Here is a 24599-nt window from a genome sequence, read left to right on the forward strand (position 1 = left end):
GGCGTGGACATCCCCATGCCCGTACCACCCGTCCGCCCTCGGATCGCGGAGCCGGCCCGGAATTCGCCCGAAGGCCGGTACCGGCCCGGTGGGGGAGGGGCCGGGCGCGCGGTCAGGGCGCCCTGGCAGTCGTACCCCTCTCGATCTCGACGTCCTTGAGCAGCGCTGCGACGGGCAAACCGTCGGGCAGCGCGGGCGGGCAGCGGCATGTCTGCGGGTTCGGTCTCCCGGGCAGGCCCACCTGCGGCTCAGCTGCGATTCGGCTGCCGGAGCGGCACCCCGGGCCGTGATCCGTTGTCCGTCCGTGGCGCCGCCGCGCTGCGCAGTCGTCGGGCTGCGAGCGCCCGGGGGTCGGCCGACAATTGGGCGGGGGAGGGCATGTCCGGCCGGCCGCGCGACTGCGTGGTCCGCTGCCGTGGTGGTGTCGGTCCGAGAGGAACGTGCACATGGGCGCTGAGTCTTCGCCGACGGCGCGGACGGGAGCGTTCATCGCGGTGGCGGTCGCGCTGTTCTGCATCCAGCTCGACTTCTTCGCACTGAACCTGGCCGTCCCCGGGATCGCCGACCAGTTCGGCGTCACCGCCTCGGCAGCCCAGTGGACACTGTCGGCCTACATGCTCGCCATCGGCTGCTGCTTCATCGTGGGCGGCCGGGTCGGCGACGTCTTCGGACGCAGGGGCGCCCTGCTCGGCGGCACGGCCCTGTTTGCGGCCGGATCGGTCGGGTGTGCGCTCGCGCCGGGGCTGTGGGCGCTCGTCGGGGCGCGGGTCGTGCAGGGCATCGGGGCCGGCTTCGTCTTCCCCGTGTCGGTCTCCGTGATCACGAATGCCTTTGCGGACACCACCCGGGCACGCGCGCTGGGAGCGGTGTTCGGGATCGCCAACGTGGGCACGGCGCTCGGCCCGTTCGTCGGCGGCGGCTTCACCGAGGGGCCCGGCTGGCGCTGGATCTTCTGGCTCCTGGCACCGCTGAGCCTGCTGGCGCTGGCCGTGGCATACGTGTACGTGCCCGACTCCCGCGATCCCACAGCCCCACGCCAGCTGGACCTGACCGGCTGCGCCACCTTCGTGTGCGCCCTGGCGGCGCTCACGCTGGCCGTGGAACGGGGCAGTGCCTGGGGCTGGGACCACGCCCGCACGCTCACCCTGCTGGCCCTGTCCGCCGCGGCGGGCGCACTGTTCGTACGGCGGGAGCGGCGTGCCCGGCATCCCCTCGTCGACCTCGGGCTCTTCCGCAACACGCCCTACGTCCTGGTGACCGGCACGGGAACCGTCACCAACATGGCCTACGCGGTCACCGTCTTCGTGTCGACGCTGTACCTCCAGCAGGTGCGGGGGCTGTCACCGCTGATGGCGGGCGTGGTGTTCCTGGCGCCCGCCGCGCTGGTGGCGCTCAGCGGGCCGCTCGGCGCCAGGCTGTCCGGGCGTATGCGGCCGGTGTCGGTGATGGCGCTGGCCGGGACGGTCGCCGGAACCGGGATGATCGTGCTCACCCTGGTCACGGCCTGGTGGCTGTACGTTCCGGTGTTCGCCTGGTGCGGACTGGGCCTGGGGCTCGGCTGGACCTTCGCGAGCGTGGCCACCCAGCAGGTCGTGGCGCCCGAGCGGGCCGGTGAGGCCTCGGGCGTACTGCTGACGTCCCTGGTCACGCTGGGCGCAGTCGCGCTGGCGGGGGCCGCGGCCGCGATCACGGCGATGCTGCCGGAGCGATCACCGCAGGCCGCCTACGACGCGATCCTCCGCTTCGCAGGGGTGGTGATCCTGGCGGCCTCCGCGGTCGTCCTGGTCGCAGGCCACCGGCTCGTGGGCACCGGAAGCATCCCGCCGCCCGGCGCGACGGGAACCCCGGGCTCGGCCGGCTTGCGGGTCCCGGGCGGCACCGGCTCACGGCCGTCACGCGGCGGGCGCCTGCCGTGAGGGGCGGGCCGGAGTGGAACCGGATCCTGCACCGGTCGGTGCGGGTGACCCTCGCCGCGTCCGTGGGCTTCTACACGTTCGTGTACGGGTTCGACGAACCGGTCCTGGCCCTGTACGCGCTCTTCGCGCCGATCTCGCTCGGCCTGCTGTCCCCGATCCCCGGATCCGGACGGCAGCGCGCCGAGGTCATGCTGAAGGCACTGCCCGTGGGTCTGGGGCTGGTGACCCTGGGGACCGTGCTGGCGGTGCACACCTGGGCGGCCGTGCTCGGCATGCTCGTCGTGGGCTTCCTCCTCGCCTTCGCGGCGATCGCGGGCCCGCGCCCCGCCGGTGCGGCACCCGGACTCCAGCTCTTCTACATCCTGGCCTGCTTCCCGCCGTACGAGCCCGAGACGCTGGGGCTGCGGCTGGCCGGGCTCACCTTCGGAACTGTCGCGCTGGTGCTGGGCGAGCTGTTCGTGCTGCCGCACCCGCCGGACCCGTCGTACCGGATCACCCTCGCCCAGGCCCTCGCGACGGCCCGCGACACCATCGCCGGGAGCAACGGCCTCACGCCCAAGGAACTGAGGGAGGCCGGCGCGCGGCTTCGGCTGTCCGGCATCGCGCCCGCACAGCGCCCGGCGGGCCCGGGACGTGCGGCCCGCGGCCAGGCCCAGGCGGGATCCGCCGCCCGCCGGCTGCTCGAACAACTGGCCCATCTGTCCGAGCTCGGCGAACTGCGCGACCTCGTCCGCGGCGGCGCGGGCAGTGGCGCGCACGGCACGGACTCGGCGCTGGGTTCGCTGCTGCCGCGAGTGGTGTCCCTCCTCGACGAGACCGTCACCGCCCTGCACACGGGCCGCACGGTTCCCGGCCCGCAGCGAATGGACGAGGCCATCGACGAGTTCCAGCGGATGCGCACGCGGCAGGCGGCCGGACCCGTCGACGAGGTACCCCCGGCGGACGTGCTGCGCCGGCAGGCGGCCCTGCTGGCGCTCGCCGAGTCGGTGCGCGCCCTGGAGATCTCCGTCCGGGTCGGCCTCGACGGGAGGCGCACCGCGCCCATCGAACCCAGGGAGCTGTTCTGGTACACGCACGCCGCCACTCCCCAGCTGTGGCTACGCCGGATCACCGGCAACATGACGCTGCGCTCGGTGCAGTTCCACAACGCCCTGCGGATCGCGATCGCGTTGGCCGCCGCGCGTCTGGTGGCCGGTTCACTCGATCTGACGCACGGCTTCTGGGTACTGCTCGCGGTGCTCACGTTGAGCCGGACGAGCGTGATCGAGACATGGTCGGCCATCCGCCAGGTCGTCATCGGCAACCTCGTGGGCGCCGTCGCCGCGGGCGCCCTCCTCATCGGCCTGGGCCGGCACACCGAGGCGTACGCCGCGATCCTGGCACCGGCCATGCTGATCGCCTTCGCACTCGGGCCGCTGCTCGGCATCGCCTGGGCCCAGGGACTGTTCACGCTGGTGGTGGCCACGGCGTTCGCCCAGATCGCCCCGGCATCCTGGCGGCTCGCCGAGGCGCGGATCGTGGACGTGGCCACCGGCAGCGCCATCGGCCTGCTGTGCGGGATGCTCGCCTGGCCGGCCGGCGCCCGCGCGGAGGTACGCAGAACCATGGCGGGCCTCCTGCACGAGTGCGGCCCGCTGATCAGGGGCACCGTCGCCATGCTCGCCGCCGTGCCGCCGGGCTCGGTCCCGGCACCACCCACGCTGCCCGCGCTGCACCGGCTGAGGCTGGCCGAGTCCGCCTACGCCCAGTTCCGCAGCGAACCCGGAAGCGACGCACACGTCCGCGCCGACTGGCACGCCGTCCTCATCACCTCCCACCACATTCTGCTCGGCGCCCAGTGGCTGCCACGGTTCGACCTGCCCGCCACCGCCCTGCCACCGGGCGCCGCCGACCGGGCGCAGGCCCGCGCCCGCGCGCTCGCACAGACCACCGACCGGCTCGCCGCCCTGTGCGGCGGCAGACGACCCCGGACATCCGGCACGGCACCGCCGCCCGGGGAGCCGGCCGGGCCGCCGATGCCCGCGCTGGTCGACCTCGACATGTGGCTGCGCAGCCTCGCTGCCCAGCTCACCCGTATCGAGGCCGGGTTGCCCGAGGCGATCCGACGACCGCCACGCGGCACGACGATGGCCGAGACCGGGAGCTCCGGGTCCGGCCCCGCAGGACCGGACGACGCCAGAGGCGCGCCGTGACCGGCCGGAACGTCCGCCACGAGCCACGGGCCCCCACCCCGCGCGGCTGGGTGTGGTGGCTGCCACTGGTCGCCGTGCTCGTCGACGTGGCCGCCGAACTGATCGTCAGGGGCCGCGAACCGGTCAGCTTCATGCTCGTCGCGGTCCCGGCACTGGCCGCCGCGACGCGCGGCCCGCTGGGCACCGCGATGTCGACGTTCGGGTGCCTGGGACTTCAGATGTGGATGGCCGCCCGCCGCCCCGGCCACTTCGACGAACAGCACCACGTCGCCATGTACATCGCCACGACCCTGATCGGCATCGCCAGCGTCGCGCTCGCCGCCCAGCGGGAGCGGACCCGGCAACACCTCATCCGCGCCAACTCCGTCGCCGAGGCCATGCAGCGCACCCTGCTGCGTCCCGTGCCGCCCAGGCTCGGCCCGGTGCGCGCCGCAGGGTTCTACGAGGCCGGTGAGGGCGGCACGCTCGTCGGCGGGGACCTGTACGACGTGTGCGAGACGCCGTTCGGGGTGCGGGCCCTCATCGGCGACGTCCGCGGCAAGGGCTTGGGCGCGGTGCAGACGGTCGCGGCGGTGCTGGGCAGCTTCCGGGTCTCGGCCCACGAGTGGCAGAGCCTGAGCGCCCTGGCCACCCGGCTGGAGCTCAGCATCGCCCGCAACAGCCCGGCCGGCGAGGACGGTGACCCCGAGCTGTTCGTGACCGCGCTGGTGCTGGAGTTCCCGCCGGGCGGCGGCGAGGTCCGCATCGTCGACCGCGGCCACCCCCCGCCCCTGGCGGTCGGCCCGAACGGCGCCCGACGCCTGGCCACAGCGCCCGGACTGCCCCTCGGGCTGGGCGCACTGGCGCCGAACGGCGACGACACGACCGTCCACCCGCTCGAACCCTCGGAGGTGCTCCTCCTGCACACGGACGGAGTGAGCGAGGCACGCGACGCGGACGGCGTCTTCTACCCGGTCCTCGAGCGGCTCGCCGAACGATTCTCCGGGGAGTGCGCACCCGACCCGGAGACGGTCGTGTCGTTCGTACGCACCGACGCGGATCGCTGGTCGACACAGTCCGACAAGGACGACCGGGCCGTCCTCGCCCTCTCCCTGGCGGTCAGCCCCGATACCAAGGCTCGTCGAACGTGATGCCCAGGTGCTGCAGGAGACCTTCCCGCTGCTCGGACGAGGCCAGGACCATGATGTCGTCGCTGAGCTGTGGGCCTTCCTGCACGACGCAGCGGAATTCCCGGGGGTAGCCGTCGCTGCGGAGCGCTTCGACGGCCTCCCTGGCCGCTCCCATGTCGAGGTAGTCGTTCGACTCCTGCTCGACGCCGAAGGAGAGCGGCTTGCCGTTGCATGCGAAGTGCATCGTCCCCAGGCCGCAGTCCTCGTCGTGCGGGTGGTACTTCTCGAAGCGGTAGTCGGAGACGGTGACTTCGCCTCCGGTGAGGGCTGCGGCCTCGTTCAGGAGCCATTCGTAGTGCGCGTCGGCGAAGTCGACGTCGTCGGTGTGGATCGAAACGGCCACGTCGAACGATTCGAGGGCACTGGCGATCTCTTCGCCCGACTCGATGGGCTCGGAGGCGAACTTGGCGAACTCCTCCAGGACCCCTTGGGCCTTCTCTTCGGTGATCATTCCCAGGCCGGTGAGAACTTCGGCAATCCGCACATAGGTCATCGATTGACTGTTCGCCATACGGCCATCCTGCCAGCCGGCCCCATTCCGGCTCGGCGCGGCAGAGTTCATGGCCGCCATGAGCGTGGTCGCCCCGTCAGGGCTGCTCGGTCGGACGGAAGGACTGCGCACCCGAGTTGTCGCAGGGACGCTGCACCAGTTGCACACTGTTCGCCGAACTGCCGGTGCTGCTCAGGCACTTGCCGCTGTGCCGGGCGACGAAGTGATAGCTCCCCGATGCCTCCCGCACGGGGCGCCACTGCTGGTTGCCGCCACCCCCGTAGGACCACAGCTGCAGGGGCGCGTCGTCGGCGGTGGAGACGCCGGCGACATCGACGACCTGCTGGGGATTGCTCCGGATCGCGATGCGTGAATAGCCGCTGTCGGTGGGGCGGAACTGGAACTGCTGGGCCAGGGTCTGGTTGCAGGCGTACTGCTGGATCGCGGTGCCGTTGGCCGTGGCCGCCGCCCTGGCGTCCACGCAGGTGCCGTTCCCCGTGTTGGCCAGGGAGTACCAGGCCGTGTCGGAGATCGGATCGGGGGGTGTGGGAGTGCCGTTCGCGCCGGCGAGCCACTTGAGCCCGTCGATGAGGAAGCGGTTCTGGGTGGCGCTGGCGAACGTGGACGACAGCCGGGTGTTGGTGGAGTAGTCCATGGCGTTGTGGCCGAAGTTGGCGTACAGCATCCGGTACTGGGTGTTGGTCCACAGGATCGGGTAGTAGCCGCTGTACCAGGACTGGTTGGGGTCGGTGCCCAGGGGGAAGCTCGACGGGTCGACGGACGCCAGGATCTTGATGTTCGGGTTGGTGCGCAGGTCGTTGGACCAGCTGTACCACTCACTGACCGACGACGTGAACGTCGTGGGCAGGCCGGTGGTGGACGGGTGCGTGCGGTCCTCGGTGCGCAGCACCGCGGTCGTCGGCCCCCAGGTGTTGGAGCGGAAGTTCCCGCTGCCGAGGAAGCTGTTGTAGTACCAGGGCCACGATCCGGCGTCGGTGGTGAACGCCGAGACGTGGAAGCCCATCCAGCCGCCCCCGGCCCGCACGTACCGCTCGAAGCCGGCCCGCTGGGCCGCGGTGTGCGGCGCGTCGTCGAGGAAGAGGACGACCTGGTAGTCGTTCACGCCTCCGTTCGCGAGCAGATCCCAGTTGGTCGTCGCGGTGTAGGTGAAGTTGTTCTGGGCGGCAGTGCGCGGAAACCACTCGTTGGCTTCCTTCACGAAGTCGATGTGCGCGGCGTCCCAGGTTCCGCTGTAGAAAGCGACGACCTTGAAGGCGGCTGCTTGGGGCGCTGCGGAGGCATCGGGTGCGGCGGGGGTCGGGGCGGCCGTGAGCCCCAGCACGATCGCGAGTCCCGCCAGGAGCCGTGCGGCCAGCCACCTCACGGGTGGCTCACCGGATAGGCCGTGTTGGCGGGGGAGTTGGTGTCAGGCATGTCTTCTCCTGTACCGGTGTCCGAGTGAGGTGCTCGCCCCAGCGGGGTCGGCGTGGGCATGACAGGAAGCCTTATTTCAGTACGTGATTTAAGTGGCGATGGAAATACCCTGTCAAGACTTTGGTATAGGCCAATCCTCCAGGCTCCGCCGAGATCCGGTCACGAAACCCCGCCGACGCGTGGGCATCGGCGGGGTCGCGGTCACGGTCCGGGTGCCTGCGGCAAGGTCTGACGACGTGCCCTGCCGAAAGCGTCAGGCCGTCAGGCCGTCAGGTCGACCAGACCACCCCGCCGTTGTGCACGATGACCACCTTGGCGTCGGCCCGGAGCACCAGTTGCGCGCCCTCGCGGCCCCAGGTCTGGGAGGCCCAGATGGGGCGGTCCTCGGCGTTGTGGATGACGAGGTTGCCGTCCTGCTGGAAGATCGCCCGGTGGTTCGAGCCGAAGGTCATGGACGCCCAGATGGGCTTGCCCTGCTCGTTGTAGACGACGAGATTGCCGTCGGTCTGCATGACCATCCGGATGCGGTTGGTGGTCCAGGCCTGGTTGACCTCCAGGACACTGGTCGCGAAGACGGTCTCGGTGCTCCAGTTCGGCTTCGGGGTCGCCTTGGGCCTGGGCGCGGGCTTCGCCTTGGGTGTCGCCTTGGCTGTGCGGCTCGGGCTGGGCTCCGGTGCGGGCGCGGCGGGCACCGGGGCCGTGACCTTCGGCGGCGCGCTCTTCTTCGTCTTCTTCGGGGACGGACTGGGCTTCTCGGCCACGTAGTCGTCGAGGCCGGCGGGGGCGGAGCTCGGGTTCAGGACGGTGTCGGAGCCCTCTGCGGCCAGCCCCTTGGCGGAGTCGGGGGGCCCGTCGTCCTTCGCGCTCCCGGCCAGGAACAGGGGTATCGCGATCAGCGCGGCGCCGGCGATCGCGGCGCCCGCCAGGATCGGCTTGCGGGGGCGTCCGCTGCCGACGCCGGTTTCGGTCCTGACACCCGGAGGGGTCGTCCCGACGGCCGCGGCGACGGCGMCGCGCTCCTCGGACGCCTCAGTGGTTCCGGCGGCGGCCGCGGGCGCGGACGGGGACGGGGACGGGGTGGCCGTGGTCTCCTCGGCCCCGGTGGTGGCGGASTCCGTCTCGGCGGTGCCGGAGGCGCCCGACGCTGAACCCGTGGTCCCGGACTCCGCCTCTGGGGCCCGGGTTCGGCTCKGCGCCGCCTCGTCCGGTTCGGAGGGCGTGGCCGGTAAACCGGCCTCCCCTACGCGGGCGGCGGCCGCCTCCGCGTTCGCGCCGGGGGTGGGGTGCTGGGGGGACATGCGGTACTCCTCCTCGGTGGCGGAGCTGTCGGTGGCGGGCGGGACCCGCGCAGTGACCGGCTGGACGAACGCCGGGAGGCCCGGCGGGCGTTGGTCGAATGCCGCGCCGGGGTGGGCCTGGTTCGGCCCTGCCCCGGTCGTCGAGGCGTGCATGACCCGCCGCGGTGGCGGCCGCAGGCCGATCCGACGCCCTTCCGAGCTGCGAGGTCTTCCCGTGCGGCCCAACTTAGCCCGTCCCGGGGGCGATCAGTCGTACCACCCGCCTCTACTCTCCCGTCGCTTCGTCCACTCTCGTCTCCCTGCTCCCGGAAAGTCCCCTACCCGGGCAGCAAACGGGCACGCGGACGCCCGATTCGGACCCTGCCTGCCCCGCAACGGGCGGGGCTGGTGTGGCATTGTGTTGACTCCCCGATCTGATCAGTGTCGGCGCGTGCGTACGCCGTCGGCACCCAAGTGTTCGTACTGACCGAAGAGTTCAGGTGGAGATGCGGCCCGGACAATGCCAAGAGGGCGGGCATGACGTCCGGCCCGCGCTGCCCGACGGCTCCGGCCCGACCACCGCCGAGTCATCCGGCGCCGACGACGCCGTGGCCACCGACACCCCCGAGATACCCGAGGCCGTGCAGGCAGCCGCCCGCCGGGCCCCCGGTCACTGGATCGGCGTGGTGGACCCGGAGTGGACCCACGAGCGGACGCCGCCGGAATGGGCGGTGCTGGGGGAGTGGCAGTCGGACGAGAGCGGGGCGGTGGGCGACTACCGCCCCAACCCGGCGTACCGGCCCTCGGCTCGGGTGCTCGGCTGGCCGGAGCCCACGGACCCGGTGGACGCGGCGGCGCAGCGGGCCGCCACCGGCTACGGCTCGGTGGACGAGGCGTTGGCGGCGCTCGCGGAAGCGGAGATCACGGTGGTGCTCGGACCGGACGGTGGGCCGCTCACGGCTGCCGGCCTGGACGGGGCGCCCGTGGTGCTGTTGTTCACCTCCCCGGCCCACGAGTTCATGTCCGAGGCACTTCGACATGACACCGTTCCGGCACGGGAGCTGGCCCGTTCACTGCGTGGCTCGGGCACCCGGCTGATGGTCAACGCCGGCGCCGCGGCCCCCTTGCTCGTCCCGGCGGACGGACTCCCCGATCCCGTAGGCGAACCGGGAGCCGAGCAGGCACCCGTGGCCCGCTCCGAGGACCGGACCCACAGCCCTTCTGAACCCTGGCCCCACACAACAGGGAGGACGCCGTGACGCGTTCGGTCCAGCACAACCCCACCTCCCCGAGGGCGGAGTCCGGTTCCGGCGGCGAGGAGACAGCCGCCACCGCTGCCGCCGTCGCCGAGCCCCAGCCCGAGGTCGAGGTCGAGCCGAGCGAGGCGAAGACCGGGGCTCAGGCCACCGGGGCTGAGGAAACAGCCGCCGAGGCCGAAGCCGCCACGGTGAGCCGGACCACCACCGGCCCCGAAGCCGAGACCGGTCCCGAAGCCGAGACCGGTCCCGAAGCCGAGACCGGTCCCGAAGCCGAGACCGGTCCCGAAGTCGGCGCGGCCCCCCGCGGGCGGTCCGAGTCCGAATCCGCGTCCGAGGCCGAAGCCGAAGCCGACCCCGGTGCCGCCGCGGCGGCCAAGAGTCGGCTCCCCGCACTCGTGCGGACCATGACCGCGACCGCCATCGACCGGCCCGAGCAGCAGACCCGTCACGTGGGGCGGCCGGGCAAAGCGGTGCTGGCCGGGGCGGCCGTCGCCGGGGCGCTGCTCGTGTCGGTGCCGTTCCTCGTCCTCACCGGGGGCGACGACAAGGACTCCAAGGTGGCGCCGGCGGGCGGAACCGTCCTCGGTGGCGGAGAGAAGGAGGCTCCGGGCGACTTCGTGGTGACCAAACCCGACACCGGCGCCCCGGCCGACGGCGAGGAGAACTCCGCCAAGCCCGACAAGCCGGTGCAGAAAGCACCCGGGGGCAGCACGGCGCAGAACCCGGGCAAGGCCACGCCGAAGCAGGACGCAGGCCAGAAGGACGAGCCCAAGACCGACGCGGGCAAGCAGGAGCAGCCGGCGAAGTCGACCGGTGACAAGGCGTCCGGTGGCGGCCGGCCCGCGAACTCCGGTTCGGGCGTGACGTTCAGTGCCCCGGTCTCCATCCGCAGCCATCTCTCCGGCCGCTGCGTCGACGTACCGAACGCCGACTTCACCGACGGCAAGAAGCTGATCGTCTGGGACTGCAACAACGGCGCGGCGCAGAAATGGCGGTTCGCCTCCGACGGCACCATCCGCATCAACGGCATGTGCCTGGACGTCGCCAACGCGAACTTCAATGACGGCACGCCCATCCAGATCGCCTGGTGCAGCGGCAACATCGCCCAGAAGTTCGTCGTGAACGAAGCCCACGACCTCGTCAACACCGTTGTCGGCAAGTGCGTCGACATCAAGGACAACAACACGGGCAACGGGGCCGCGCTGCAACTGTGGACCTGCGCCGGCACCGACAACCAGAAGTGGAGCGTCTGACCGGACGCCGGAGGTCAGACGCCTTCAGGCCGAGAGCATCGCTCCCGGCAACCGTCCGCCCCGGCAGCGGGGCATGATGGCACCGTCGGCTCGCCGACACCACGCGCCCCCGACGCCCCGGGGGCGCCCGCTGAAAACGCCCCCCAGCAAGGAGGTTGGTGCGTGTCGCGCCAGGTACTCACGGTCGGTCCGGGGGACCGGGACCGCTACCGGACGATCGGTGAGGCACTCTCGGCTGCCCGTACCGGCGCGCTCATCAGCGTCCGGCCCGGGACATACGCCGAGAACCTGGTGATCCACACTCGGGTCACCCTCACCGCCGCCGAGGGCCGGGGCACGGTCGAGATCCGGCCACGTACGGGCAGCGTGCTCGCGCTGCGCGCCGACGCCGTGATGCTCTCCGAGCTGACCCTGCGCGGCGGCGACGCCGAACTGCCCGCCGTGGACGTGCGACGCGGGCAGGCCGCGCTCGACGGCTGCGAGATCGTCGGCGCCGCCTGGACCGCGATGCTGGCCGGAGGCACCGGCTCCCTGGCGCTGCGGGACTGCCGGGTGAGCAATCCGCAGGGCGCGGGCATCGTGGTCACCTCCACCACGCCCACCACCGTGGAGTCCTGCACCCTTGAGCACCTGGGCACCAGCGGCCTGGTCCTCGCCGAACAGGGCGAGGCCCGCCTGCGCGGCTGCACGGTGCGCGCCGCCCGCGGCAACGGCCTGCTCGCCAACGGCGACGCCACCGGCAGCGTCGAGGACTGCGACATCTCCTCCACCGACAAGCCCTCCATCGCCCTGGAGCAGAACTGCTCCCTGACGGTGATCCGCACCGTGGTGCACGACACCAGCACCGGCGTGCATCTGAGCAGCTCGGGCCGTACGACGCTGGAGGACGTCCGCGTCACGGGCGCCTCCGGGAACGGGATCGCGCTGGCCGCAGGCACCGACCCGGTGCTGCGCCGCTGCCGCGTCTCGCGTACCCGAGGCCACGGCGTGCTGGTCACCGACCGGGCGCGCGGCACCTTCGAGGACTGCTGGGTGGACGGCGCGCAGGGCGCGGCGCTGCGCGTCGCCGGGGCCGCCTCCCCGGCGCTGACCGGCCTGACGGTCCGCGACTGCGAACAGACGGGGCTGCTCCTGGAGGAGGACTCGGCGCCCGAGCTGGACCGCCTGGAGGTGATCGGCGGCTCGCCCGCCATCGCCGTGCGCGCGGGCGCCAACCCGCTGCTGCGCCGGGCCCGACTGGTGGAGCCGGCCGGCGACGGCATCGCGGTCGGCAAGGACGCCCGCGGCCGCGCCGAGGACTGCGAGATCGTCCGGCCGAAGGGCGCGGGCGTACGCGCCGGCTCCGGCAGCACCCTCTACCTCGCCGGCGGCGGGGTTTCCGACACCGCCACCAACGGCCTGGTCGTGGACGACGGCGGCAACGTCACCGTCCGCGACTTCCGCATCGAGATATCCGGCGAGGAAGGCGTGCTGGTCGAGGCGGGCGGCGAGCTGACCGCCAACCGCACCACGGTGCACGCCGCCCAGGGCCACGGCTTCCTGCTCCGCGAGGGCGCGCTAGCCTCGCTCAGCGGCTGCGAGGTCTCCGGCGGCGCCCAGGACGGCTTCCGCGTGGAGTCCACCGCGCCCGTCTCGCTCGTGAACTGCCTCGCCCGGGAGAACGAGGGAGGCGGCCTGGTGCAGACCGCGCCCGGCGAACGGCTCGCCGTGGACGGCCTCAAGAGCACCGGCAACGGCAAGCGGGACGCCTGGGGCACCGGCAGCGCCGAGAACACCGACCCGGCCGGATCCGGCGCCGCGGACGCGCCCCCGCCGGACCGCGAGGACGGCCCGCTCGGCGCCCTCAACGCGCTGATCGGCCTGGAGAACGTCAAGCAGCAGGTGCGCACCCTGGTCAACCTGACCCAGCTCGCCCAGCGCCGCGAACAACTCGGCATGTCCGCCCCGCCGATGAGCCGTCACCTGATCTTCGCCGGACCTCCCGGCACCGGTAAGACGACCGTCGCCCGCCTCTACGGGGCGATCCTCGCCGAACTGGGCTCCCTGCGCAGCGGGCACCTCGWCGAGGTGTCCCGAGCCGACCTGGTCGCACAGGTCGTCGGCGGCACCGCCATCAAGACCACGGAGACCTTCGAACGGGCCCTCGGCGGCGTGCTGTTCGTCGACGAGGCGTACACGCTCACCGCGGACAGCGGCCACGGCGGCGCCGACTTCGGCCGCGAGGCGGTGGACACCCTGCTGAAGCTGATGGAGGACCACCGCGACGACGTGGTCGTGGTCGCGGCCGGCTACTCCCGCGAGATGGAGTCCTTCCTCGGCTCCAACCCCGGCCTCGCCTCCCGCTTCTCCCGGACCGTCGAGTTCGAGAACTACTCCGTGCCCGAACTGGTCGCCATCATGGAGAACATGTGCGCCCAGCACCAGTACGAACTGGGCGAGGGCACCGCGGAGGCACTGGCCGCGCACTTCGAGTCGATGCCCAGGGACGCCGGGTTCGGCAACGGCCGTGCCGCGCGCGGGGTGTTCGAGGAGATGGTGGACCGGCAGGCGGTCCGCCTCGCCTCCCTGCCCCAGGTCGGCGAGCACGATCTACGGCTGCTGCTGCCGGACGACGTCTCCGCCACCGCCGCGAAGGCCGCCGAGTCCGTCGTACCGGACGACGACCCGCTGACCCGCCTCGGCGACATGATCGGCCTGGCCGAGGTGAAGCGCGACGTCGCGGACCTGGTCAACCTCATCACCACCGCCCGCCACCGGGCCGCCGCCGGGCTGCCGGTGCCCTCGCTCAGCCACCACCTGGTCTTCACCGGCCCGCCCGGTACGGGTAAGACCACCGTCGCCCGCCTCTACGGCGAGATCCTGACCCAGCTCGGCATCCTGCAACGGGGCCAGTTGGTGGAGGCGGCCCGCGCCGACCTGGTCGGCCGCTACATCGGTCACACCGCCCAGCTCACCCGCGAGGTCTTCGAACGGGCCCGTGGCGGCGTGCTGTTCATCGACGAGGCCTACACCCTCACCCCGCAAGGTGGCGGCGCCGACTTCGGCCAGGAGGCGGTGGACACCCTGCTGAAGCTGATGGAGGACCACCGCGACGAGGTGGTCGTCATCGTCGCCGGGTACACCGACGAGATGGAGCGCTTCCTCGCCTCCAACCCGGGTCTGTCCTCCCGCTTCCCGCGCCGGATCTCCTTCGCCGACTACTCCTCCGAGGAACTGGTCACCATCGTGCGCGCACAGGCCTCGAGCATGGGCTACGAGTGCGGACCCGGCACCGGCCCGGTGCTCAAGGCGTACTTCGACGCGCTGCCCCGGGACCGCTCGTTCGGCAACGCCCGGCTGGCCCGGCAGGTCGTCGAGTCGATGGTCACCCGCCAGGCGGGCCGGCTCAGTTCGCTGGCCGCGCCCACGCTGGACGACCTGCGCATCCTCATTCCCGAGGACGTCACGGCGGCTCCGAAGGGGGTCGGACTGTGACGGCGTACGCCCGAGGGGCCGTACGTCTGCTGTCCGGCGCCGGTCTCGCCGCCGCCCTGCTGCTGCCCACGGCCGTGCCGGCTCATACGGCCGACGGTGCGAAGGGCCAGGAGCTTCCCGCGATGCCCTCCGCGCTCGATCCGGACGCGGAGGAGGCGGACTGCACCGCCGCGTCCCGCGAGACAGCGAAGAAGCAGGACTGGTCACGCCAGCGCCTCGACCTGGACCGGCTGCGGGGGCACGGCACCGGCGAGGGCGTGACCGTCGCCCTGATCGACACCGGTGTCGACCCTGACGCCTACGGCCTCGACGGCCGGGTCACCGCCGGCGGTAGCGCCGCCGAGGACTGCGTCGGGCACGGCACCTTCCTGGCCGGGCTGATCGCCGGGACCGGCGGGGACAGCGCGCGCCTCGCCGGAGTCGCCCCGGGCGCAAGGATCCTGGCCCTGCGCGGCACCGACACGCGCGGTGAGGCAAGCGCCGCGCTGGTCGCGGAGGCGGTACGCGAGGCCACCGACGCCGAGGCCGACGTGATCGCGGTCACCGTGGCCCTGCCCCGCCGGGACACGGCACTGACCCGCGCGGTCGCCGAGGCCCGCCGCGCGGGTGCCGTCGTGATCGCCGCGGCCACCCCGGACCCGCCGTCCCGGGGCACCGACGAGATCCCGTCCCGCGTGTACTGGCCGGCCGGTGAACCCGGCGTCCTCTCGGTCGCCGACATGCTTCCCGGCGGCGTCCGCCCGGACAGCGCCCTGCCCACCACGGGCATCGACCTGGCCGCCCCGGGGGCCGGGGTGGTCTCCGGAGGCCCGCGCGGTGACGGCCACTACCTCGGCGCCGGCGCGTCGGTGGCCGCCGCCTACGCTGCCGGGGCCGCCGCGGTCGTCCGCGCCGCCCACCCCGCCGATTCGCCCGACGCCGTCACGCACCGCCTGACCGCGACCGCCTACCCCGCCGACATCCCCCAACTCGACGCCTATGCCGCCGTGACCACGGTCCTCGGCGACTCGGGCGCACCGGTCGGGGGCGAGCGTGCCGCACAACCCGTGTCCGTCCGGGACACCTCCTCCGCCGACCGCGCGACGGGCCGCGCCACCCTCTTCGTCATCCTCGGCTCCGCCGCCGTACTCACCGTCCTGTGGGCCGCGTTCACCCTTCCCCGGGCCCGCGCTCGGGGCTGGCGCCCGGCAGGGGCGGGCGGATCGAGCGAGGACTGAGCCGAGCCCCGGGGCACGGCCGCGTGCTCGGTACGACCGGCTGTCCCTGAGGGCCAGGCCCCTCCCGGCTTCCGACGGCTGCCCACCCGGCTCCCGCGGCCCCTCCCGAAAAGCCGACGGCGGGGGCCGTCCCGGATGACCCCCGCCGCCTACCTCACCGTCTCGTCCGCTCAGTCCTCCTGTCCGTGGCTCGACTCCACGAGCGCCGTCTGCATCAACCGTGACCGGCGGCGGGCGATGTGCTGGGCCCGGCCGGGCGGGAGGTTGAGGGGCTTCGCGTTGCCGAAGAGGCGGCCTTCGGTGGGCGGGCAGGAGAGCAGGACGGCGGGGTTGTTCGCTTCGTCCAGGCGGCGGATGAGGGAGTCGCTCAGGCCGCGTCCCGCGCCCATGGCGCTGCGGGCGATGATCAGATGCAGGCCCATCTCGTAGCCGAGGGTCAGGTGCTCGAAGAGCGGCTCGAAGGGGCTCTGGAAGGAGTTGCCGGCGACCATGTCGTAGTCGTCGACGAGGATGAACAGGCGCGGCCCTGTCCACCAGTCGCACTTGCGCATGCGGGCGGGGGCGATGTCCGCGCCCGGCACGCGGGTCTTGAGCGCGCGGGCCGCGCCGTCGATGGTCTCCGTGAGGTTGTCCAGGGAGATCACGTGCCCGATGCGGTACTCCTCCGGGATGGCGTCCACCAGCGTGCGCCGGTAGTCCACCGCGATGATCTTCGCCTCGTTCGGGGCGTAGCGGGCGGTGATGCCCTCGGTGATGCGGCGCAGCAGGTTGGTCTTGCCGCTCTCCGTGTCGCCGACCACGATCAGGTGCGGGGTGCGGCTGAAGTCGTGCCAGACCGGCTCCAGCGCGTCCTGGTCGATGCCGAGCGGGAGCCGCATACCGCCGCCCTCGGTCGGCTCGGGCGCGGGGAGTTCGGCGAGCGGCAGCCGGTGCGGCAGCATCCGGACCTGCGGGGCGGCCGGCCCGGACCAGTGCCTGGCGATCTCCGCGACCAGGTGGGCGACACCGTCGCCGAGGTCGTCGAGGGAGCCGCTGCCGTCCAGGCGGGGCAGCCCGGCGAGGAAGTGCATCTTGCTGTCGGCGGTGATGCCCCGGCCGCCGCTGCGCGGCACCGAGCGAGCCTTGCGGGTGTCGATCTCGGAGTCCATCGGGTCGCCCATCCGCAACTCCAGGCGGGTCGCGGCCTGGTCGCGGACCTGCGCGGACAACTCCACCCAGCGGGTGGTGGTGATCAGCAGATGGATGCCGTAGTTGAGGCCGCGGGCGGCGAGTTCATTGAACTTCGGGACCAGCTCGTCGTAGTCCTGACGGACCGTGGACCAGCCGTCGATCACCATGAACACATCGCCGAACGGCTCGTCGGGGAACTCCCCGGCGGCCCGGCGACGGCGGTAGGACTGCATGGAGTCGAGGGTGTGGTCGACGAAGAACTGCTCGCGCCGGGCGAGCAGCGTCATCACCTCGGCGACGGCCCGGTGCACCCGCTCCGGGTTGAGCCGCGCCGCGACACCGCCGACATGGGGGAGCCCGGCGAGCTGGGAGAGGCCGCCGCCGCCGAAGTCGAGGCAGAAGAACTGGATCTCGGCGGGCGTGTGGGTGAGGGCGAGGCCGGCGATCAGGGTGCGGGCGAGGGTGGACTTGCCGCTCTGTGAGCCGCCCGCGATGGCGACGTGGCCGCCGGCCCCCGAGAGGTCCACGATCAGCGGGTCGCGGCGCTGGTCGAAGGGCTTGTCCACCAGGCCGACCGGGACCCGCAACTTGCCGTTGCCGGACCAGCCGGCGGCGGTGAGGCCGCGCTCGGGGTCGGGGGCGATGCCGGGCAGCAGGGCGTCCAGCGGGGACGGCTCGTCCAGCGGGGGCAGCCACACCTGGTGGGCGGCGGGGCCCGAGTCGCGCAGCCGGTCGAGGGCCACGTCGAGCAGGGTCTCCTCGTCGCCGGTCTCCTCGGCCTCCGGCTCCGGCTCCGGCGCGGCTTCGAGCGTGCGCGGCACGACCCAGCCGCTGGTCCACGGCACCACCTGACTGGCCACCCGGGCCTGTACGACCGCGCCGGTCCGGCGCCGGTACGTACCGGAGGAGTAGGCGGCGCGGAACCGCGTCAGGGCCTCCACGCCGGACTTCAGATAGCCGCTGCCGGGCTGGGCCGGCAGTTCGTAGGCGTCCGGCACGCCGAGCACGCCACGGCTCTCCATGGCGGAGAAGGTGCGCAGGCCGACGCGGTAGGACAGGTGGCTCTCCAGCTGGTGCATGCGGCCCTCGTCCAGGCGCTGCGAGGCCAGCAGCAGGTGCACACCGAGGGAGCGGCCGAGGCGGCCGATCATCACGAACAGGTCCATGAACTCCCGGTGCGTCGCAAGGAGTTCGCTGAACTCGTCGACCACCACGAAGAGGCTGGGCAGCGGCCTGAGGTCCGCCCCGCCGGCGCGGGCCCGCTCGTACTCCAGGGCGGAGGTGTAGTTGCCGGCGGCGCGCAGCAGTTCCTGGCGGCGGATGAGTTCGCCGTGCAGGGCGTCCTGCATGCGTTCCACCAGGGCCACCTCGTCGGCGAGGTTGGTGATGACGGCTGAGGTGTGCGGCAGCTCCTCCAGGCCGAGGAAGGTGGCGCCGCCCTTGAAGTCGACCAGGACGAAGTTGAGGGTTTCGGAGGAGTTGGTCAGCGCGAGGCCCAGGACGAGGGTGCGCAGGAGTTCGCTCTTGCCGGAGCCGGTGGCGCCGATGAGCATGCCGTGCGGGCCCATGCCGCCCTGCGCGGACTCCTTGATGTCCAGCTCCACCGGGCGGCCGTCCACGCCGACCGCGATCGGCACCCGGAGCCGCGCGGATCCGGTCTGCCGGGCGAAGAGGGCCTTCGGGTCGTGCCGGTGCAGATCGGGAATGCCGAGCAGGGTGGTCAGCTCCACGTCGGCGTCCAGCGGCTGCGCGATGTCGCTGCCCAGGCTGATCCGGCGGGAGGCGAGCAGCCGGGCCAGCGCCTCGGCGCCGAGCGGGCCGAGCCGGTCGGGCCGGCCGAGCGGCACCGAACGCTCCTTGCGGCTGCGGTCGGTGCGCACCAGGTTCACCAGGTCCGGCCCGACGGTCAGCCGCAGCGTGTTGCGGCCGGGCCGCCAGCGCAGCGCCCCGGAGACGTCCAGGACCACGGCGTTGCGGTAGCCGTGCCCCTCCCAGCGGTGGCCCTCGGGGACGGTGATGCCGTCGAGGACGACGACCGTGTAGGGCTCGTCACGGCCCGGGCGGGCGTCCGGATCGAAGCCGGGGCGTTCGGCGAACTCGGCGCCGAGCAGATCGTCCAGCTCGGTGAGGTCGGCGGTGATCCGGCGGACCTGGCCGGCGCCGTCCTCCTCGTGCGGGTGCAGCGCGTGCGGGAGCCACTTGACCCACTCCCAGTCGGCCCGCCGCTCGTCGCTGACGCACAGCGCGATCCACAGCTCCTCGGGGGCGTGGAACACCGCGAGCTGGCCGAGTGCGGCGCGCACCAGGGCGCGTACGGCGTCGGTGGCGTCGGGCTCCGACGTGGCGCCGGACGCTTCGCCGGAGGTCTCCTCGGGCCGCACCATGACCCGTGCGGAGGAGCGCAGATAGAGGCCGAGGGGCTGTTCGGGGATGGTGGAGTAGGCGCGGATGAAGCGGCGCAGGGCGTGTGCGCAGAGCGGTTCGAGGTCTTCCACCGGGCGGGTGGAGACGGGGTTCAGGGTGAGCGCGAGCTGCTGTTCACCGACCGCGAGCCGGACCTCGCCGAAGTCCTCGTCGGCCGGACGGCGCTCCCACAGCCGTGTGGTGCGGGCCAGCGAACGCAGTGACGAGGGCTCCGGGTGGCGCCAGGCGAGCGCCCGCTGCTGCTCCACGATGGTGGCCCGGACCCGCTTGCGGGTCTGCGCCAGATAGCGGAGGTAGTCGCGGCGCTCGCCCTTCAGGCGCTGCTTGCGCTCGCTGGAGCGGCGCATCAGCTGGCCCAGCAGCATCGCGCCGGCGGACAGCGCCATGACGCCCAGCGCCAGATAGATGAAGACTCCGTTGCCGCCGCCCGGGCGCAGGAACATCAGCATCATCGACACCGACATCAGCGCCATCGGCAGATAGGTCCATATCGCCGAGGTGTCGGGGACCGTCTCGGCCAGGACCGGTGGCTCCTGGAGGGTCAATTGCCCTTCGGGCATCTCGGGGCCGCGCCTGCGGGCCGGCCGGCGAAACAGCACCACACTCAAGGAACAGAACCTCCGGTTTCACTGGCTTTCCGGCCCGCGCCGAATACCGGCACACTCCCGCTAGCGGGAAAGACCGCACCGCGCTCATTTTCCGGGGACCCGGGTACGCGGTGAACGCCGGATGAATGTTGTGGGCAAAGAGCAGGGAACTCTCAACTCCCCCACCATTCAACTGCATACCGGACAAGGAGCCCGGTCCCCAGCACGATCCGGCGAGCGTAGGCAGTAGTCTGCATTCACGTAACGCGACCTGTCCACGCGGGAGGGGTGGTTGCCGGGTGCGCGGACACAATTCCCCTGTCCGACCCTCCTGTTCTGGCCCGTGCGAACCTTCCGTACTCTTCGCACTGCCCCTCTCGCGGGCGAAGTCCTCCTGCCAAACCCTCCAAGGAAGACGAGAGTTCAGCTGATGACCGACAGCGCGGTGGCCGAACTGTGCCGCCTGACCGTACGTGCGCCGAGCGTCTCCGTCGATCTGGCCGTGCCCGCCGACGTTCCGGTCGCCGATCTGCTGCCCACGCTGCTGCGCTATGTCGGCGAGGAGGCCGAGGAAGCCGGACTCGACCATGCCGGCTGGGTGCTGCAGCGGCTCGGCGACGCCCCGCTCGACGAGGAGACCACCCTCGCGCGGGCCGGGCTCGCCGACGGGGACGTGCTCTATCTGCGTCCGCACACCGAGGCGCTGCCCGAGGCACGGCTCGACGACCTGGTCGACGGGATAGCCGACACCGCCGCCCGACGGCTGCACACCTGGCACCCCGAGGCGGCCCGCGGGCTGCTGGTGGGCACCACCGTGGCGACCGTGGTGGCCGCCCTGGTCCTGGTGTTCCGGCCCGGGGTGACCGGCTCCGGCTCCTTGAAGGCCGCCTGCGCGGCCGTGGCGGGACTGCTGCTGCTCGCGGGCGCGGGCACCGCCAGCCGCGCGGTCGGCGACCGTCTCTCGGCGACCGCGCTCGGCCTGCTGGTCGCGCCCTGCCTGGCGCTGGCCGGCTGGGTGCTGCCCGGCGGTGATCTGACCGGCCCGGACGCGGCGCAGGTCGCGGGTGCGCGACTGCTCGCCGCGGGTGCGGCAGGTGCGGGCGGCGCGGTCCTCGCGCTGGCCGCCACCGCGGTCGGCGCCCCGGCCCTGCTGGGCACCGCGGTCGTGTCGGTGGCCATCGCGATCTCCGGGGCCCTGATCGGGTACTCGGACCTGGACGTGCAGGCCGCGGTGGCCCTGGTGGCGACGGTGGTCACGCTCGCGGCCGGGACCGTGGCGCCGTTCGCCTTCAAGCTGGCCGGGATGCGGATGCCCGCCCTGCCCTCCTCCGCCAGCCAGCTCCAGGAGGGCATCGAGCCCTACGCGGGCGACGAGGTCGCCGAGCGCACCGAGCTCGCCGGACGCTGGGTCACCGCGCTCTTCGCCGTCACCGGCATCATCGCCGCGGCCGCCCTGGCCGTCCTCACCCACCACCCGGACCTGCCCGAGGTACTGACCTCGGTCGCACTGAGCCTGCTGCTGCTCCTGCACTCCCGCGGCCTGGTCCACATCGGGCAGCGGCTGACCCTGGCGGTGCCCGGCATCTGGGGGCTGCTGCTGCTCGCGCGGGCCTGGGCCGTGGACAGCGACGGCGACGGGCGACTGGTGGTCTTCGCGGTGCTGCTCGGCGCCGCGGCCGCCCTGGTCATCGCCGCCTGGACGGTGCCCGGCCGCCGGATGCTGCCGTACTGGGGCCGTGCCGCGGAGATCGCGCACACCGGCCTCGCGGTGGCGCTGCTGCCGCTGAGCCTGTGGGTGGCGGGACTCTTCGGCTGGCTGCGCGGCCTGTTCGGCTGAGCACACCCGCACTGCGGCAAGAGAACGAGTAGGAGAGGCCGTGCAGTCCAAACGCGACCAGGTACACGCCCACAGTTTCATGATGGGCAGGCTCAGTTCGGGCCTGCTGATGGCCGACCCGGACGCCCCGGAGAGCCCCCTCGGGCGCACCACCCGCGGCGTGGCCTTCGGCATGCTGGTCACCGTCCTGATCGGCGCGGGCGCCACCGTCTACGGCCTGCTGCGCCCCGGCGGCAACGACGCCTGGCGCGACGGCGAGCACCTGGTGGTCAACCGCGACACCGGCGCCCGCTACCTGTGGACCGGCACCGACGGGGCACTGCACCCCGTGCGCAACTACGCCTCGGCGCGGCTGATCGGCGGCTCCGACCTGGAGACCGTCGACGTCGGCACCGCTTCGCTGCGGGACGTCCCCGTGGGCGCCCCGGCCGGCATCCCCGGCGTCCCCGACACCGTGCCCGAGCCCGGCCAACTCGACTCCGGCGCCTGGCACATGTGCGTCACCGGTCCTGACGGGGCGCTGCCGGACACCTCCGGTGCCGTGGCGAGCACCGGCGTGGAGGAGCCGGGGGCGACCACCGTGGTGGCCGGGTCGCCGCTGGACTCCCGCGGCATCGACGGCGACCGCGCGATGCTGGTGCGCGGGCCGGACCGTACCGAGTACCTGGTGTGGCGGGGCAGCAGGCTGGCGCTGGACCGCGAGTCCGACGCCCGTAACGCCCTCGGCTACGGCTCCGAGCAGCCGATGCCGGTCTCGGCGGCCTTCCTCGACGCGCTGGCGCCCGGCCCCGTCCTGAAGCCGCCCGCGGTGCCGGGGCGCGGTGAGGACGGCCCTGTGCTCGGCGGTGAGGCCAGCCGGATCGGCCAGCTGTTCAAGGTCAGCGTCCCCGGTGGCGACAGTACGTACCACCTGCTGACCGAGGACGGCCTGGTGCCGCTGACCCGGCTCGGCGCCGCCCTGGTGCTGGGCGACCCGGCCACCCAGAAGGACGCCTACGAGGGGCGCTCGCCCGAGGTGCGCACAGTCGGCGCCGACGCGCTGCGCGAGCACCGCGCCGCGGACCAGGACCCCACCGCGTCCGAGGAGTTGCCGGACGCGCCCCCCGTCCCGCAGTCCGCGCCACGCGGTACCGCGCTCTGCGCGCAGGTGGACGGGGACGACGGCGGCGTCCGGATCAGGTCGGTGCTGGTGCCGCTGACCCGGCTCGCCCCGGTCGCGGTGTCGCAGGGCACCGCCCAGCCGGTGCAGCCGGCCTGCGTCCCGACCGACGCCACCGTGGTCCGCCCCGGCCGGGGCGCCCTGGTCCGGGCCCTGCACGCCAGCGGCGCCGCTCACGCCGGGACGACCTATCTGGTGGCGGAGAACGGCGTGAAGTACCGCGTCTCCAGCAAGAACTCGCTGGCCGCCCTCGGGTACGGGGCCGCGGACATCGGCTCGGTCCCGGCGCCGCTGCTCGCGGCTCTGCCGACCGGCGCGGACCTCGACCCGGCCGCCGCCGCGGGCGCCGCGGAGCCCAAGGTGACGGCTCCGAGTTGCGACGCCGCCGAAGAGCGGGAGCAGGGCGAGCAGAGCGCCGGACCGGACAAGGCGGACACCGCGCGCTGATCATGGCAAGCGGTGCATTAGCCGCCGATGAAAAGGAAAAGGGCGCGGCAACAGAGAATTTTGGCCAAACTCGGTGCCGATGATGTGAACTCCCCGGAGCCATCACGGCATCGAGTCCGCGGAGAACCTCAAACAAAGCTCAGATATTTCGGCCGGCCGTGCCCGCGGAATCCCGTGGAAGCGCTCTCAATGCCGGGATACGGCGCTCCCTCATGCCCGTATCCCATCTGGGCGTGCCCGCTTTCTGCCCGCATCGCGTCACCCGGTGGACGGTGCGCCTCCGCCCGCCCGGCACCGACCGGGGAGGCTTGTTCATTTCCGTGAAACCCCGGCACAACTCCCTTGCCACGCAAGAATTCTGAGGTGAGCTGACCGAAGCTCAAATCTTTCCCTGATCGCGTTGCGCGCAACGCCGGCTTCTCTTTAGCCTCAGCGAGCAACGTACGACGAGACAGGCCTGAACGAAGGGAGCGCGACATGGCGGACAGCGCCGCGAGGAAAGCGGACTATGCCAAGGGCTTGGGAGGTGTCTCCTCCCTGGAGTCGGCCCGCAGCCAGGTCGAGAAGATCCAGAACAACGTCGCGGAGATCGCGGCGCGTTCGGGCGTCGGCGGCGACGAGGGCCAGGCCCTGCTGAAGCTCTTCCGCAGCTGGAACGCCGAGGCGCAGAAGGTCGTCATCCAGATCAGCAAGATGGTCGACGCGCTCCAGGAGAACGTGACCTCCGCCAACCGCCTGGCGCAGGAGAACCAGGACCTCACCGAGGTCCTCAACAGCAAGACCAGCCAGGGCGTCTTCGAAGCGCTGAGCTGACCCGACCGGCAGCACCGGCCCCGTCACGGCGAGGCCGGACCCCCTGAGCTTCCCGGGCCGGCGCCCGGCCGTACGAGAGGAGACGTCATGGCCGACGGCATCATCGACGTGCAGTACCCCGTGGTCCGCAACGCCATCGAGGAACTGATGGCCCAGACCCAGCAGATCATCACCACCCTCAACAACCTGGAGGACGAGCTGAAGCCGCTCGTCAACTCCTGGGAGGGATCGGACCAGGAGACGTACCGTCAGGTCCAGGCCGAGTGGGACCAGGCCACCAAGAACATGGCCCAGCTCCTCGGCGACAACGGCGAGCTGATCCAGCAGATCCACGACAACCACTCCCGCGACGAGCGCAAGAGCGCCGACAACTGGGGCGGTGTGCGGGCCCGCTAGGGCCTGAACCCAGAAGAGTCCCGGGAGGCCGTGCCGGGCGTCGCGCAGCCGGCGGGAATTTCCGGACCGGCCGGTGCGCCCCGGC

General features: G+C 72.6%; 15 protein-coding genes. 11 read left to right on the forward strand and 4 right to left on the reverse strand.

Features of this window, described 5'->3' with window-relative positions:
- The first annotated feature begins 446 nt into the window (after positions 1–446).
- From EAO75_RS08970 to EAO75_RS08980, 3 genes are read left to right on the forward strand one after another with little or no spacing between them, the layout of a single operon-like run.
- Positions 447–1916, forward strand: a complete 1470-nt coding sequence (locus tag EAO75_RS08970; RefSeq protein ID WP_147994524.1) for an MFS transporter — start codon at positions 447–449, stop codon at positions 1914–1916.
- Positions 1913–4108 carry an FUSC family protein gene (locus EAO75_RS08975; RefSeq protein ID WP_261989211.1) on the forward strand — a complete coding sequence of 732 codons (2196 nt, stop codon included), beginning with the start codon at positions 1913–1915 and terminating at the stop codon, positions 4106–4108. The genes EAO75_RS08970 and EAO75_RS08975 overlap by 4 nt, the downstream gene beginning before the upstream one ends.
- Positions 4105–5238: a PP2C family protein-serine/threonine phosphatase gene (locus EAO75_RS08980; protein ID WP_147994525.1), complete on the forward strand. Its 1134-nt coding sequence runs from the start codon at positions 4105–4107 to the stop codon at positions 5236–5238. Before EAO75_RS08975 ends, EAO75_RS08980 begins: the two co-directional genes overlap by 4 nt.
- Here EAO75_RS08980 and EAO75_RS08985 read toward each other — a convergent pair.
- From EAO75_RS08985 to EAO75_RS08995, 3 genes are all read right to left on the reverse strand, one after another.
- A complete protein-coding gene (locus tag EAO75_RS08985; protein WP_147994526.1) occupies positions 5207–5848 on the reverse strand; it encodes a hypothetical protein in 642 nt (213 codons plus the stop codon). The genes EAO75_RS08980 and EAO75_RS08985 overlap by 32 nt on opposite strands.
- Positions 5849–5864: 16 nt before the next feature.
- Positions 5865–7151, reverse strand: coding sequence for a ThuA domain-containing protein (locus EAO75_RS08990; RefSeq protein ID WP_147994527.1), 1287 nt, complete (start codon positions 7149–7151; stop codon positions 5865–5867).
- Between the two features lie 319 nt (positions 7152–7470).
- A complete protein-coding gene (locus EAO75_RS08995; RefSeq protein ID WP_147994546.1) occupies positions 7471–8499 on the reverse strand; it encodes a mannose-binding protein in 1029 nt (342 codons plus the stop codon).
- A 485-nt stretch (positions 8500–8984) separates the two neighbouring features.
- Between EAO75_RS08995 and EAO75_RS09000 the strand changes: the two genes are divergently transcribed.
- The 4 genes from EAO75_RS09000 (at position 8985) to EAO75_RS09015 (ending at position 15681) form a co-directional block, all read left to right on the forward strand.
- Positions 8985–9737, forward strand: coding sequence for a type VII secretion system-associated protein (locus EAO75_RS09000; RefSeq protein ID WP_147994528.1), 753 nt, complete (start codon positions 8985–8987; stop codon positions 9735–9737).
- Positions 9734–10990, forward strand: a complete 1257-nt coding sequence (locus tag EAO75_RS09005; RefSeq protein ID WP_147994529.1) for an RICIN domain-containing protein — start codon at positions 9734–9736, stop codon at positions 10988–10990. Before EAO75_RS09000 ends, EAO75_RS09005 begins: the two co-directional genes overlap by 4 nt.
- A gap of 162 nt (positions 10991–11152) precedes the next feature.
- Positions 11153–14464 (forward strand): right-handed parallel beta-helix repeat-containing protein, encoded by a 3312-nt coding sequence (locus EAO75_RS09010; RefSeq protein WP_147994530.1) that lies wholly within the window; start codon positions 11153–11155, stop codon positions 14462–14464.
- Positions 14461–15681 (forward strand): S8 family serine peptidase, encoded by a 1221-nt coding sequence (locus EAO75_RS09015; RefSeq protein WP_147994531.1) that lies wholly within the window; start codon positions 14461–14463, stop codon positions 15679–15681. The genes EAO75_RS09010 and EAO75_RS09015 overlap by 4 nt, the downstream gene beginning before the upstream one ends.
- Before the next feature lie 170 nt (positions 15682–15851).
- On the opposite strand, the gene eccCa is transcribed toward EAO75_RS09015, so the two are convergent.
- Positions 15852–19835: a type VII secretion protein EccCa gene (eccCa, locus tag EAO75_RS09020; RefSeq protein WP_147994547.1), complete on the reverse strand. Its 3984-nt coding sequence runs from the start codon at positions 19833–19835 to the stop codon at positions 15852–15854.
- A gap of 457 nt (positions 19836–20292) precedes the next feature.
- On the opposite strand from eccCa, the gene eccD reads away from it, so the two are divergent.
- The 4 genes from eccD (at position 20293) to EAO75_RS09040 (ending at position 24514) form a co-directional block, all read left to right on the forward strand.
- Positions 20293–21699, forward strand: coding sequence for a type VII secretion integral membrane protein EccD (eccD, locus tag EAO75_RS09025; RefSeq protein ID WP_147994532.1), 1407 nt, complete (start codon positions 20293–20295; stop codon positions 21697–21699).
- Between the two features lie 40 nt (positions 21700–21739).
- Positions 21740–23305: a type VII secretion protein EccB gene (gene eccB, locus EAO75_RS09030; RefSeq protein ID WP_147994533.1), complete on the forward strand. Its 1566-nt coding sequence runs from the start codon at positions 21740–21742 to the stop codon at positions 23303–23305.
- Positions 23306–23782: 477 nt separating this feature from the next.
- Positions 23783–24118, forward strand: coding sequence for a hypothetical protein (locus tag EAO75_RS09035; protein ID WP_030955148.1), 336 nt, complete (start codon positions 23783–23785; stop codon positions 24116–24118).
- Between the two features lie 87 nt (positions 24119–24205).
- Positions 24206–24514, forward strand: a complete 309-nt coding sequence (locus EAO75_RS09040; RefSeq protein ID WP_147994534.1) for a WXG100 family type VII secretion target — start codon at positions 24206–24208, stop codon at positions 24512–24514.
- Positions 24515–24599 lie beyond the last annotated feature (85 nt).

The organism is Streptomyces sp. UW30 (assembly GCF_008042075.1).
Lineage (GTDB): Bacteria > Actinomycetota > Actinomycetes > Streptomycetales > Streptomycetaceae > Streptomyces.